This is a genomic window from Vibrio eleionomae (genome assembly GCF_009874545.1).
Taxonomy (GTDB): Bacteria; Pseudomonadota; Gammaproteobacteria; order Enterobacterales; family Vibrionaceae; genus Vibrio; species Vibrio nitrifigilis.
On record NZ_WEKT01000057.1, the window covers coordinates 1 to 13,214 of the forward strand.

The following is a 13,214-nucleotide window of genomic DNA, read 5'->3' on the forward strand; positions in this document are numbered from 1 at the left end:
GGATAAAAAAGTTCATTAGTGTGTCAATTAACGCTAATTATTTTTTTTCATAAATGTCAACAAACGTAAATCATACTCTTTTTTAAGAATTTTATTGCATAAGTGACTTAATTATAGCTAATAGAATATGAATAGACTAAGGTGTGATTAAACATTAATCACAAAAATCGATAGTTGCATTGATGTTTTCTATAAGTACAATAGCGCCACCTAATGTGATGAAGCTTAAATACTCAATATTTATATAAGGGTATTGTTTTCGTCAACGTAGAGGCGCGGGATTGATCAGTAGCTATGATTGGAGTGATGTCAATGAATCATAGTAAAAGGCAATACCGCCGAAGTGAATAAACCTATCACGTTTATCTGCTGGGGTTGTATTAAATAAATACAACACTGCCATAGTCTATTTTGTTGTTAAACTATGGAGCGCTACTGTAGGGTTGGGTGAAGTGTTCGCTTCCCTTTCGCTTGGTTCAACATTATTACACGTTACTATAAAAATATTACGTGTAATAGTCTGCAGTAGATCTCTCGCCAACTATTTTGGTTTTTGAAGATCATGAATTTAATCGATTTTTCTGCCTCACCACTGGCGCTGTTACCTCCGGTAATCGCGTTGAGTCTTGCTATTATCACTCGCCGAGTTTTGGTATCACTGGGTGTTGGTATTTGTTTAGGTGCATTTCTGCTTGCTAATTATTCCCCAATTAATGCTGCTGTTTATATCGGGACACAGGTAAAAAGTGTCTTTATAGAAGATAGTGGTCTTAATACGTGGAACATGAGTATTCTGTGCTTCTTGTTACTGCTGGGTATGATGACAGCGTTATTAACGCTATCTGGTGGTACACGTGCATTTGCAAACTGGGCACAAGTTCGCGTTAAAAGTAAACGCGGTTCTAAATTACTGGCTGCATTTTTAGGCGTATTCATTTTTGTCGACGACTATTTTAACAGCCTAGCAGTGGGTTCGATTGCACGACCTGTCACCGATCGCTTTTACGTATCGCGCGCAAAACTAGCTTATATTCTGGATTCGACCGCTGCTCCAATGTGTGTTGTTATGCCAGCATCGAGCTGGGGTGCTTACATTATGACTATTGTAAGTGGAATCTTAGTCTCTCATGGCATTACAGAATATTCGCCTTTGGGCGCTTATATGCGCTTAGTACCAATGAACTTTTACGCTATCTTTGCACTACTTATGGTATTTGCCGTTGTGTGGTTCAAAATGGATGTTGGCCCAATGCGTCAACATGAAATTGAAGCTTCTCATGGGGTAGGGTTTGATAGTGATAGTAATATTAAAGATTTAACTGAAGATCTTGATATTGAAGAAAGTGATCACGGTAAAGTATCAGATTTGATTATGCCAATCGTAATGTTAATTATCGCGACAGTCAGTGCGATGATCTTTACGGGGAATCAAGTTCTTGCCGCTGATGGTAAGCCATTCGCCGTGCTCGGCGCATTTGAAAATACAGATGTGGGTACTTCTTTGGTATTCGGTGGCCTGATTGGCTTAATTGTTTCGCTATACACAGTGTTCAAACAACGCTTAGCGATGGCTGCAATTCGTCACACTCTGTGGGTTGGGGCGAAATCCATGTTTGGCGCTATTATCATCTTAGTGTTTGCTTGGACCATTGGCTCTGTGATTGGTGATATGAAAACTGGTGCTTATATGTCGTCGTTAGTGCAAGATAATATCGATGCTAACTGGCTTCCTGCTATTTTGTTTATCTTGTCAGGTATTATGGCATTCGCGACTGGGACCTCTTGGGGTACCTTCGGCATTATGTTGCCAATTGCGGGTGACATGGCCGGAGCGACGGACATTGCCCTTATGTTGCCTATGCTGGGTGCAGTGCTGGCTGGTTCTGTATTTGGTGATCACTGTTCACCAATTTCTGATACCACGATTCTGTCATCGACGGGCGCGCGTTGTAATCATATCGATCACGTAGCTACTCAGTTACCTTATGCATTAGCAACAGCATTTATTGCGTTGGTTGGTTACATCGTACTGGGTATGACTGATTCAATCGGCATCTCATTCTTGGCGACTTTTGCGACTTTTGCTGTGGTTTGTTGTGTGATGATACGCATCTCAAGATGCAAAATGTTACCAAAAGAATCTTTAGCGAAATAATCTGCTAGTTTAAAGAATTGTTAATCAAAGGAGGCTTAAGCCTCCTTTTTTTATGTTGTCAATTTCATATCCAAACAAAATAAAAAAGTCATAAAAAAAGTCGGATTAGGGCTTGAAAAAAGGGCCAAGCTTAGTTAGTGTGTTTCCATTCCAACGAAAAACAGTAAATAAGTATGCGTAACTTCGATATGAACATTCATCATCACCATCATCATCCCTAATCAGTCTTTCGGGAGATGTACGCATACCCGGGAGGCAGGAATCTCCCGGTGGTCAAATCAGTTTATAGCCAGATTTCAAACCCTCGGGAGCATTAAATCCCGAGGGTTTTTTCATATTGGTCCAACAAGAACTGGTTTAAATTCAAAAAGTTGCAAAGGAAGAATGTATGCAATCACAACGTCTACGTATCGCGATTCAAAAGAAAGGCCGCCTATCAAAAGAGTGCCAAAGCTTATTAAAACAATGTGGTGTCCGCTTCAACATTATGGGTGAACGTTTAGTTGTTCACTCGGTAAATATGCCAATTGACCTATTGCTCGTTCGTGACGATGATATTCCAGGTCTGATTATGGATGGTGTTGTTGATTTAGGGTTTATTGGCGAAAACGAACTAGAAGAAGTACGCCTCGATCGTAAAGCACTTAATGAACCTAACGATTTTACAACATTACGTCGTATGGATTTTGGTGGGTGTCACTTATCGATTGCGATTGATTCAGATGAAGAATACAACGGTCCTCAAGATCTCCAGGGCAAACGTATCGCGACTAGCTATCCACAACTACTGAAAGCTTACATGGATCGTCAAGGTATCGATTTCAGTACTTGTATGTTAACCGGTTCAGTGGAAGTGGCTCCACGTGCTGGGCTCGCAGATGCAATTGCTGATTTGGTCTCCACAGGTGCAACGCTTGAAGCTAACGGCCTTAAAGAAGTTGAAGTGATTTTTGAATCGAAAGCGACATTAATTCAGCGTGCTGGTGAATTTGCTCCGGATAAAGCGAAATTAATCGATAAACTTTTGACTCGTATGCAAGGGGTTCAACAGGCAAAAGAATCAAAATACATTATGCTACATGCTCCTGTTGAACGTTTAGCTGAAATTACCGCATTGCTACCAGGTGCTGAAGACCCAACCGTACTACCACTTTCTGCAGACAAATCTCGTATGGCAGTACACCTAGTCAGCGCAGAAAATCTTTTCTGGGAAACTATGGAGCAACTCAAAGCGTTAGGTGCCAGCTCCATCCTTGTTCTACCAATTGAAAAAATGATGGAGTAAGACAATGAGAACAGTCGTTTGGCAATCCCTAAGTGAAGAACAACAAGATACTATTTTAGAGCGTCCTGCTATTACTGAAGGCGCGAATATTACCGCTGCTGTTTCTGAAGTGATTAATAAAGTTCGTACCGAAGGGGATAAAGCCCTTTGGGAATTAACGGAAAAATTTGATCGTGTAAAACCAGACTCTTTGCGCGTGTCAGAGCAAGACATTAAACAAGCATGCGCTCGTTTAACACCAGAAATGAAACAAGCACTAGAAGCGGCTTATGCGAATATCAGCAAATTCCACAAAGCGCAAAAGCCACAACCAGTAAAAGTCGAAACGATGCCTGGTGTCATGTGTGAGCAGGTGACTCGTCCAATCAGCAAAGTGGGGCTATATATTCCGGGTGGTAGTGCGCCTCTGCCTTCTACTGTACTTATGCTTGGTGTGCCAGCACAAATAGCGGGTTGTCGTAAAGTGATTTTATGTTCTCCACCACCTATTGCGGATGAAATTTTATACGTCGCTAAATTGTGCAATATTGATGAAGTGTACAATTTAGGCGGTGGTCAAGCTGTTGCCGCGATGGCTTATGGTACAGAATCGGTCACCAAAGTGGACAAGATTTTTGGTCCCGGTAATGCGTATGTGACAGAAGCAAAACGTCAAGTGAGTAATGATTTCCGCGGTGCCGCGATTGATATGCCTGCTGGTCCATCAGAAGTATTGGTGATTGCTGATGAAAACGCTGACCCTGACTTTATTGCTGCGGACTTACTGAGCCAAGCTGAACACGGACCAGATTCACAAGTGGTTCTAGTGACGCCGTCACCTGTGATTGCTGACCAAGTCACCGATGCAGTGCAAAAGCAGTTAGCTGAACTTTCGCGTAAAGAGATTGCACAAAAAGCGTTGGCATCGAGTTTAATTATTATCGCAGAGTCTTTGACCCAAGCCGTATCTATCTCCAACTTTTATGGCCCAGAGCACTTAATCGTACAGACTAAAAATCCACGAGAGCTTGTGCCACTGTTTGATAACGCAGGGTCAATCTTTCTAGGCGATTGGTCACCAGAATCAGTGGGTGATTATGCTTCAGGTACTAACCACGTGCTACCAACGTATGGCTACACTCGAACCTATTCAAGTCTTGGATTAGCAGATTTTAGTAAACGTATGACAGTGCAAGAGTTGTCAGCAACAGGCCTGCAAAGCCTTGCCCCTACCGTGGTTGAAATTGCCAATGCGGAAGGGTTAGACGCTCACCGTCGTGCCGTCACCATCCGTGTAGAAAAACTGCAAAAGGAGCAATAGACATGGAAAAGTTAGCTCGTAAACAAGTTCAAGCATTAACTCCGTATCTTTCTGCACGTCGTATTGGTGGCTCCGGTGATGTGTGGTTGAACGCCAATGAATCGCCATTTGGTAATGAATACAATTTATCACTCAATAACTTAAACCGTTACAGTGATTGTCAGCCGGCTGAATTGATTAATGCTTATGCAAGTTATGCTGGCGTAAAACCGGAACAAGTGCTCACTTCTCGTGGTTCTGATGAAGGTATTGAATTATTAGTGCGCGCGTTTTGTGAAGCGGGTGAAGACGCCATTTTATACTGTCCTCCTACCTATGGAATGTACGCGATTAGCGCGGAAACATTTGGAGTGGAACGTAAAACCGTACCATTGACTGACGATTGGCAACTGAACTTACCGGAAATTGAACGTAATCTGGATAACGTTAAGTTGGTATTTGTGTGCAGTCCCAATAACCCAACAGGTAATTTGGTTAACCGTAACGATATTATTAAGTTACTAGAGATGACCAAAGATCGCGCAATCGTGGTAATGGATGAGGCTTATATCGATTTCTGTTTAGAAGCGAGCACGGTTGATTTATTAGCGCACTATCCGCACCTTGCGATTCTCCGTACGTTATCAAAAGCATTCGCACTGGCGGGGTTACGTTGTGGTTTTACCTTAGCAAATTCTGAATTAATCCAAGTGCTATTGAAAGTGATTGCACCATACCCTGTGCCAATTCCCGTAGCAGAAATTGCGGTTCAAGCTTTATCCGAAGCTGGTCTAGCGCGAACAAAATTCCAGGTATTGGATATTTCAGCCAACCGAGCCTATTTGCAGGCGGGTTTAAGTGCGATTGAAGGTATTACCGTATTTGATGGCTGGGGTAACTATATTCTGATTGAATTCCCTGATGGTGACGCGCTGTTTAAAGCCGCTTGGAATGAAGGCATTATTTTACGCAATTCACCTATTAAAAACTGTGTACGTATTAGTGCAGGGAATCGTGAAGAGTGCGAAAAAACACTGGCCTTTATTCGTAATTACTACCAATAACTGATTATATGAGAGGGAGTGAATACGCTTCCTCTTAGAAAAGGAACTTTCTGTGAGTAAACAACAAAAAATTCTCTTCATTGACCGTGACGGCACGTTAATTGTTGAACCACCCATTGATTTTCAGGTGGACCGCCTCGATAAACTGAAGCTTGAACCCTTTGTCATTCCTAGCTTGCTTGCTTTGCAAAACGCTGGATACCGTCTGGTGATGGTGTCTAATCAGGATGGTTTAGGAACGGATAGCTACCCACAAGAAGATTTTGATGCGCCGCACAATATGATGATGGAGATCTTTGCTTCACAAGGGGTTAAGTTTGATGACGTATTACTTTGCCCACACTTCGAAGAAGATAATTGCTCATGTCGTAAACCTAAATTGGGGCTAGTTAAAGACTATCTCCAAGGTGGCTTAATTGATTTTACCCAATCAGCTGTTATTGGTGACCGTGCAACCGACATGCAATTAGCGCAAAATATGGCGGTGCAAGGCATTCAGTACAACCCAGAAACGCTTAATTGGCCAGCCATTGTAACATTACTCACCACCAAACCGCGTATCTCTGAAGTCGTGCGCAAAACAAAAGAAACGGACATTAAAGTTGCCGTTAACTTAGATGAGCAGGGCGGCAATCAAATCTCAACAGGACTTGGCTTCTTTGATCATATGTTGGATCAAATTGCCACTCACGGTGGTTTCCAAATGGTGTGCCAAGTCTCGGGCGATCTACATATTGATGATCACCATACGGTCGAAGATACTGCGCTAGCGCTAGGTCAAGCATTAAAAGAAGCGCTAGGTGATAAACGTGGTATTGGTCGTTTTGGTTTTACTTTACCAATGGATGAATGTTTAGCTCAGTGCGCACTCGACCTATCTGGTCGTCCTTATTTGAAATTCGACGCGAAGTTTAGCCGCGAGCAAGTGGGCGATTTCTCAACGGAAATGGTGTATCACTTTTTCCGCTCATTAACTGACACATTAGCATGTACATTGCACCTCTCGTCTAACGGCGAAAACGATCACCACATTATCGAAAGCTTATTCAAAGCGTTTGGTCGTACATTACGCCAAGCGATTAAAGTGGAAGGTAATGAATTGCCAAGCAGCAAAGGAGTTCTATAAATGACCCAAAAAGTTGTGATTATTGATACCGGCTGCGCCAATATTTCCTCGCTACGTTTTGCGATTGAACGTCTAGGTTATGACGCTGTTATTTCTCGGGATCCTGCAGTTGTGCTTGCTGCTGATAAGGTGTTTTTACCTGGTGTCGGCACGGCGACCGAAGCGATGAAAAACCTGCGTGAGCGTGGTTTGATTGAGTTAGTCAAAAAAGTGGAAAAACCACTTCTTGGCATCTGCTTGGGTATGCAATTACTCGGATTGCGTTCTGAAGAAAAACGTTCTGATGCTACCGCGCAAGTGGATTGCTTAGGGTTGTGTCAAGGTGTTGTAAAACAAATGGATACAGCTGGTCTACCACTCCCTCATATGGGGTGGAATACCGTGAAAGTGGTTGACCAGCACCCGTTGTTCGCGGGTATTGAAGAGACCGAGCATTTCTACTTTGTCCACAGTTTTGCTATGCCTGTCGGGGATTACACTATCGCCCAAGGCGACTATGGCAACCCTTTTAGTGCGGCTATTCAAAGTGGCAACTATTACGGTGTGCAATTTCACCCAGAGCGCTCTTCTAAAGCTGGCGCTAAATTGATTGCTAATTTTCTGAATTTATAAGGATAACCACCGAATCAAGGATTGGGTGAAAGGATGTGTAAATGATCATTCCCGCATTAGATTTAATTGAAGGTCAGGTAGTGCGCCTTTATCAAGGTGACTATGGCCAAGTAACAGAATACAAAGTTGATCCGGCCGAACAATTCGCTGTTTATCACCAAGCCGGAGCGAATTGGTTACACCTTGTTGATCTTACCGGTGCTAAAGATACCTCAGCGCGTCAACTTGACCTTATTGCCAAGTTAATAGCGAGTACCCCTGCTAATGTACAAATAGGCGGAGGGGTTCGTTCAGAAGCCGACGTTAAAGGTTTGCTTGAGGCTGGGGCAGAACGAGTCGTGATTGGTTCGACCGCGGTAAAACAACCGGAGATGGTTAAAGGTTGGATGCAAAAATATGGGGCGGAACACATCGTGCTGGCTTTAGACATCAATATTGATGATCAAGGGGTACGTAACGTCGCTATTTCTGGTTGGCAGGAAGATTCTGGTGTCACCATCGAAGCGCTGATTGAAGATTACCTTACTGTTGGCCTACAACATGTGTTGTGTACGGATATTTCCCGCGATGGGACGTTAGCGGGTTCTAACGTTGAGTTGTACGTTGATCTTTGTAAACAATACCCACAGGTACAGTTCCAATCTTCAGGTGGTATCGGCAGTTTAGCGGATATTGAAGCGTTAAAAGGAACAGGTGTAGCGGGCGTGATTGTCGGCCGCGCACTACTAGATGGCAAATTCACCGCTGAGGAGGCATTCGCATGTTGGCAAAACGTATAATTCCCTGTCTTGACGTTCGAGATGGACAAGTGGTGAAAGGCGTTCAATTTCGTAACCACGAAATCATCGGTGATATCGTACCGCTAGCGAAACGTTACGCAGAAGAGGGCGCCGACGAGTTGGTATTCTACGATATCACGGCATCCAGCGACGGTCGTGTGGTGGATAAAAGTTGGGTATCACGTGTTGCTGAAGTCATCGATATTCCTTTCTGCGTGGCTGGTGGCATTCGTAGCGCTGAAGATTGTGCGCGTATTCTGGAATTTGGCGCAGATAAAGTTTCGATCAATTCACCCGCGCTCGCTAACCCAGACTTGATTACTGAACTGGCTGATCGCTTCGGTGTGCAGTGTATTGTGGTGGGGATCGATTCTTACTTTGATAAAGAAACGGGTAAATACCAAGTCTACCAATTTACCGGAGATGAGCATCGCACTAAAGCGACGCGTTGGGAAACGAAAGATTGGGTCCAAGAAGTACAAAAACGTGGCGCCGGAGAAATCGTACTGAATATGATGAACCAAGACGGCGTGCGCAATGGCTACGATCTAGATCAACTTAATATGGTGCGTGAAGTGTGTAAAGTTCCGTTGATAGCGTCTGGTGGCGCTGGTGAAATGGTTCACTTCCGCGATGCTTACCAAAAAGCAAATGTGGATGGCGCACTCGCCGCGTCTGTATTCCACAAGCAAATCATTAATATTGGCGAATTAAAACAATACTTAAAACAAGAAGGGATCGAGGTAAGACTATGAGTCAAGATTCAACAAGTCAGTCACTAGTCGAAAGAGTGAATTGGGAAAAAGTCGATGGGTTAGTCCCTGCGATTGTACAAGATTTCAAATCAAGCCAAGTATTAATGATGGGATACATGAACCCAGAAGCATTGCAAAAAACGCTTGATACTGAAAAGGTTACCTTCTTCTCACGCACCAAACAGCGTCTATGGACCAAAGGTGAAACCTCTGGCAACGTGTTGCAGTTAAAGAATATTGCGCTGGATTGTGACCAAGATACCTTATTAGTAAAAGCAAACCCAATTGGCCCAACATGCCACTTAGGAACGACAACCTGTTTTGATGGCGACGCACAAGAAGAGTCACAAATGGTTTGGCTTCATCAATTGGAAACTCTGCTTGGCGAACGTAAATCGGCCGATCCCGAAAGCTCTTACACCGCCAGTTTATACGCCCGTGGCACCAAACGTATTTCGCAAAAAGTCGGTGAAGAAGGCGTTGAAGTTGCGCTTGCGGCAACGGCGGGTGACAAGCAGGAATTGATTTGTGAATCAGCCGATTTGATGTACCACTTATTGGTATTGTTGAATGACCAAGATTTATCCATGAGTGATGTGGTTGATAAATTAAAAGAACGTCATAAATAACGTCCTTTTGCTGACAAAAGATTATATGAATCGCCCTTAGGAGAATGTTCTGCTAAGGGCGAATTTGTTTCCACTCACCGTTGGCTAAGTCGCCTAATGTAATGTCACCCATTGAATAGCGAATCAAGCGCAGCGTCGGATAGCCAATATGTGCGGTCATTCGTCTGACTTGCCGATTACGTCCTTCAATAATGGTAATCGCCAGCCAAGTGGTTGGGATTGCCGCTCGAAAACGTACCGGTGGGTTACGAGGCCACAGTGATGTGGGTTCGTCAATGATGTTCACTTCAGCAGGTAATGTCATGCCGTCTTTTAACTCAACCCCTTGGCGCAAGTGATCTAAATCCTGTTCGCTAGGGGCACCTTCGACTTGTACCCAATATGTTTTGGGTGATTTGGATTTTGGTTGGGTTAATCGTGCTTGCAAAACGCCATCATTAGTTAGCACCATTAATCCTTCACTGTCTCTATCAAGACGACCAGCGGCATACACTTCTTTTACTGGGATAAAATCGGCTAAGGTTTGACGTCCATCTCCGTCAGTAAATTGGCTCAATACGTCAAATGGTTTGTTGAAAATAATAATTTTTTGTTCATCAGGACTAATGCGTGGTTTTCTATTAGTTTGAGAAGGACGCTTATTCTGAGGCTTAGTGTAACGTTTTTTGTCGTTAGAATGAGAGCGACGAGCTGGGGTGGAGGACCTTACTGCAGTTTTTGAACGTTTGCCGGATGGGCGAGATGACATGTTAACTACCTTGCAAAAATGTAAATTTTTCACTGCGATCGTTTTTTGCTATCGAACTTTACGTTATGATTTCATGCACAAAAACGGGTGTGATGCGAAAGCTAATGGACTCCGGCATCGGAATTCGTTATTTATATTCCCACAAATCTAAAGATACTGGGTATAATCGCACTTCATCAAGTTACCTATGAAAAGTGACTGATGCGGCGAAATTTCGATAAATCATACCATGTATTGGCATGGTTTCAGTGCGAAATCATTCAATGTATACTCGGCGTGCAAACTATTTGCACAGAGCACAACGTCTCGTGTGCACTCAAGGACGATAATTCGATTCATATTGTTCTAAACTAAAATCATCAAGAGTGACACACACTGGTGAAATACATGATTTCATCTGCCTATCTTGGCTATTGTGATCCGTTCATGATGACCTTCGATATCCTAAAATCATGTGCAGTCACCAGAACCGCCAAAAACACGACAGTTTCTGTGTCGTGTGATTAGAACATATAGGGAAAGTTCATGCCTACAAAAAAACCAACGATCATCTATACGATCACTGATGAAGCACCGGCACTGGCAACATACTCTTTATTGCCTATTATTCAGTCTTTTACAGCATCTTCCGGGATTAATGTAGATACTCGAGATATCTCTCTAGCTGGACGTATTCTTGCTAATTTCCCCGAGCATCTTAAACCTGAACAACGTATTGCAGATGCTCTAGCTGAACTTGGTGATTTAGCTCAAACTCCTGAAGCTAATATCATTAAGCTGCCAAATATCTCAGCATCAGTTCCTCAATTGCGCGCCGCAATCAAAGAGCTACAAAGCAAAGGGTATGATCTTCCTGATTATCCAGATGAGCCAAGCTCATACGATGAAGAAGCAATCAAAACAACGTACGACAAAATTAAAGGTAGTGCGGTAAACCCAGTATTACGTGAAGGTAACTCTGACCGTCGTGCGCCTGCATCAGTTAAAAACTATGCGAAGAAAAATCCCCATTCCATGGGGGCTTGGAGTAAAGACTCTAAATCTCATGTTGCTAGCATGGCTGAGCATGACTTCTTTGGTTCAGAAAAATCTGTGACGTTAGACAAAGCCACCGATGTTACTATCCAATTTGTAGCAAAAGATGGTACGAAAAAAGTACTGAAAAAGTCTTTTGCACTGCAAGATAAAGAAATCATCGACGCGTCAGTGATGAGTAAAAATGCGTTGGTCAGCTTTTTTGAACAACAGATTGCTGAAGCTAAACAACAAGATGTGTTGCTTTCACTGCACATGAAAGCGACCATGATGAAAGTGTCAGACCCGGTAATTTTTGGTTACGCTGTTAAAGTGTATTTCAAAGATGTGTTCGATAAATACGCAGACTTATTTACCCAATTAGGCGTTGATGTAAACAATGGTTTTGGTGATGTTTACGCGAAAATTCAAACGCTTCCCGACGCCAAACGCAAAGAAATTGAAGATGCGATTGCCGCTGTTTATCAAGCTCAGCCTGAATTAGCTATGGTGGATTCGGATCGTGGGATTACCAACCTTCACGTACCAAGCGATGTGATTGTTGATGCTTCTATGCCTGCAATGATTCGTTCATCGGGTCAAATGTGGGGACCAGATGGCAAGCAGAAAGATACTAAAGCATTGATTCCTGATCGCTGCTATGCAGGCGTATACCAAACCACCATCGATTTTTGTAAAGAACATGGCGCATTTGATCCAACCACGATGGGCAGCGTGCCTAACGTTGGTTTGATGGCACAAAAAGCGGAAGAATATGGTTCACATGACAAAACCTTTATTCTTGACGCAGCGGGCGAAGTGCAAATCGTAGATGCTGAAGGTCAGGTACTACTGGCACAACCTGTTGAAGCCGGTGATATATTCCGTATGTGCCAAGTAAAAGACGCGCCGGTTCAAGATTGGGTTAAACTGGCGGTTAACCGTGCCCGTGCTAGCCAAACACCAGCTGTATTCTGGCTAGACAGTGCGCGTGCTCATGATGCTGAGCTGATTAAGAAAGTCAATGAGTACCTACCACAACACGATACAGCAGGACTGGATATTCAAATTTTGTCTCCAGTGGACGCAACATTGCTGTCACTAAAACGCATCAAAGAAGGTAAAGACACCATTTCTGTGACAGGTAACGTACTGCGTGACTACCTCACTGATTTATTCCCAATTTTAGAATTGGGTACATCAGCAAAAATGTTGTCTATCGTGCCATTAATGAATGGTGGTGGCTTGTTTGAAACAGGGGCTGGTGGTTCTGCGCCTAAGCACGTTCAGCAGGTTGAAAAAGAAAATCACTTACGTTGGGATTCATTAGGTGAATTCCTCGCTCTCGCGGCTTCTCTGGAGCATCTAAGCGATGCTGCGGGCAATGCTAAGGCGAAAGTATTGGCAGATGCATTAGATAAAGCCACAGGTGAGTTCCTCGATAACAATAAATCCCCATCGCGTAAAGTGGGTGAGTTAGATAACCGAGGCAGTCATTTTTATCTAGCAATGTATTGGGCTCAAGCGTTAGCGGCTCAAAGCACAGATCCAGAATTAGCACAACAGTTTAAAACAATTGCTGAAAAGCTGGTTGAAAACGAGGCTACCATCGTTGCTGAACTTAATGGTGCACAAGGTATTCCTGGCGATTTAGGTGGTTATTACTTACCTGAGTTTGCTAAAGCGGCTGCATTAATGCGCCCTAGTGCAACGTTGAACAGTATTATTGATGCTTAATTAGTGTTAATGAAATACTCATTGTCGGTTA

General features: G+C 43.3%; 11 protein-coding genes, 1 riboswitch and 1 other annotated feature. Of the genes, 10 read left to right on the forward strand and 1 reads right to left on the reverse strand.

What is annotated here, in order from left to right:
- The first annotated feature begins 260 nt into the window (after positions 1–260).
- A riboswitch (Lysine riboswitch) is annotated at positions 261–443 on the forward strand.
- A gap of 119 nt (positions 444–562) precedes the next feature.
- The 9 genes from F9817_RS19990 to hisIE all read left to right on the forward strand — a co-directional run bounded on the left by F9817_RS19990 (position 563) and on the right by hisIE (position 9,684).
- Positions 563–2,155: a Na+/H+ antiporter NhaC family protein gene (locus tag F9817_RS19990; RefSeq protein WP_161157940.1), complete on the forward strand. Its 1,593-nt coding sequence runs from the start codon at positions 563–565 to the stop codon at positions 2,153–2,155.
- Between the two features lie 199 nt (positions 2,156–2,354).
- Positions 2,355–2,491 (forward strand) — a sequence feature (His leader region).
- Positions 2,492–2,543: 52 nt separating this feature from the next.
- The gene (gene hisG, locus F9817_RS19995; RefSeq protein ID WP_161157941.1) at positions 2,544–3,440 is read left to right on the forward strand and encodes an ATP phosphoribosyltransferase; all 897 of its coding nucleotides are present in this window, start codon (positions 2,544–2,546) and stop codon (positions 3,438–3,440) included.
- A gap of 4 nt (positions 3,441–3,444) precedes the next feature.
- Positions 3,445–4,740 carry a histidinol dehydrogenase gene (gene hisD, locus F9817_RS20000; RefSeq protein WP_161157942.1) on the forward strand — a complete coding sequence of 432 codons (1,296 nt, stop codon included), beginning with the start codon at positions 3,445–3,447 and terminating at the stop codon, positions 4,738–4,740.
- 2 nt (positions 4,741–4,742) lie between these two features.
- A complete protein-coding gene (gene hisC, locus F9817_RS20005) occupies positions 4,743–5,783 on the forward strand; it encodes a histidinol-phosphate transaminase (protein ID WP_161157943.1) in 1,041 nt (346 codons plus the stop codon).
- A gap of 52 nt (positions 5,784–5,835) precedes the next feature.
- Positions 5,836–6,909, forward strand: coding sequence for a bifunctional histidinol-phosphatase/imidazoleglycerol-phosphate dehydratase HisB (gene hisB / locus F9817_RS20010; protein ID WP_161157944.1), 1,074 nt, complete (start codon positions 5,836–5,838; stop codon positions 6,907–6,909).
- Complete coding sequence (gene hisH, locus F9817_RS20015) at positions 6,910–7,521, forward strand: imidazole glycerol phosphate synthase subunit HisH (protein WP_161157945.1); 612 nt, start codon at positions 6,910–6,912, stop codon at positions 7,519–7,521.
- A gap of 41 nt (positions 7,522–7,562) precedes the next feature.
- Positions 7,563–8,300 (forward strand): 1-(5-phosphoribosyl)-5-[(5-phosphoribosylamino)methylideneamino]imidazole-4-carboxamide isomerase, encoded by a 738-nt coding sequence (gene hisA / locus F9817_RS20020; protein WP_161157946.1) that lies wholly within the window; start codon positions 7,563–7,565, stop codon positions 8,298–8,300.
- The gene (gene hisF / locus F9817_RS20025) at positions 8,282–9,055 is read left to right on the forward strand and encodes an imidazole glycerol phosphate synthase subunit HisF (protein WP_161157947.1); all 774 of its coding nucleotides are present in this window, start codon (positions 8,282–8,284) and stop codon (positions 9,053–9,055) included. Before hisA ends, hisF begins: the two co-directional genes overlap by 19 nt.
- Positions 9,052–9,684 (forward strand): bifunctional phosphoribosyl-AMP cyclohydrolase/phosphoribosyl-ATP diphosphatase HisIE, encoded by a 633-nt coding sequence (gene hisIE / locus F9817_RS20030; RefSeq protein ID WP_161157948.1) that lies wholly within the window; start codon positions 9,052–9,054, stop codon positions 9,682–9,684. The genes hisF and hisIE overlap by 4 nt, the downstream gene beginning before the upstream one ends.
- Positions 9,685–9,736: 52 nt before the next feature.
- Here the strand turns inward: hisIE and rluE are convergent, their stop codons facing one another.
- Entirely contained in the window at positions 9,737–10,432 is a 696-nt protein-coding gene (rluE, locus tag F9817_RS20035) for a 23S rRNA pseudouridine(2457) synthase RluE (protein WP_161157949.1), read from the reverse strand.
- 525 nt (positions 10,433–10,957) lie between these two features.
- On the opposite strand from rluE, the gene F9817_RS20040 reads away from it, so the two are divergent.
- Complete coding sequence (locus tag F9817_RS20040; RefSeq protein WP_161157950.1) at positions 10,958–13,183, forward strand: NADP-dependent isocitrate dehydrogenase; 2,226 nt, start codon at positions 10,958–10,960, stop codon at positions 13,181–13,183.
- The last annotated feature ends 31 nt before the right edge of the window (positions 13,184–13,214 follow it).

Coding starts and splice junctions, on each gene's coding strand:
- hisIE (WP_161157948.1), top strand. CDS start 9,052: ATGAGTCAAGATTCAACAAGTCAGTCACTAGTCGAAAGAGTGAATTGG.
- hisG (WP_161157941.1), top strand. CDS start 2,544: ATGCAATCACAACGTCTACGTATCGCGATTCAAAAGAAAGGCCGCCTA.
- rluE (WP_161157949.1), bottom strand. CDS start 10,432: ATGTCATCTCGCCCATCCGGCAAACGTTCAAAAACTGCAGTAAGGTCC.
- hisA (WP_161157946.1), top strand. CDS start 7,563: ATGATCATTCCCGCATTAGATTTAATTGAAGGTCAGGTAGTGCGCCTT.
- F9817_RS19990 (WP_161157940.1), top strand. CDS start 563: ATGAATTTAATCGATTTTTCTGCCTCACCACTGGCGCTGTTACCTCCG.
- hisH (WP_161157945.1), top strand. CDS start 6,910: ATGACCCAAAAAGTTGTGATTATTGATACCGGCTGCGCCAATATTTCC.
- hisC (WP_161157943.1), top strand. CDS start 4,743: ATGGAAAAGTTAGCTCGTAAACAAGTTCAAGCATTAACTCCGTATCTT.
- hisF (WP_161157947.1), top strand. CDS start 8,282: ATGTTGGCAAAACGTATAATTCCCTGTCTTGACGTTCGAGATGGACAA.
- hisD (WP_161157942.1), top strand. CDS start 3,445: ATGAGAACAGTCGTTTGGCAATCCCTAAGTGAAGAACAACAAGATACT.
- F9817_RS20040 (WP_161157950.1), top strand. CDS start 10,958: ATGCCTACAAAAAAACCAACGATCATCTATACGATCACTGATGAAGCA.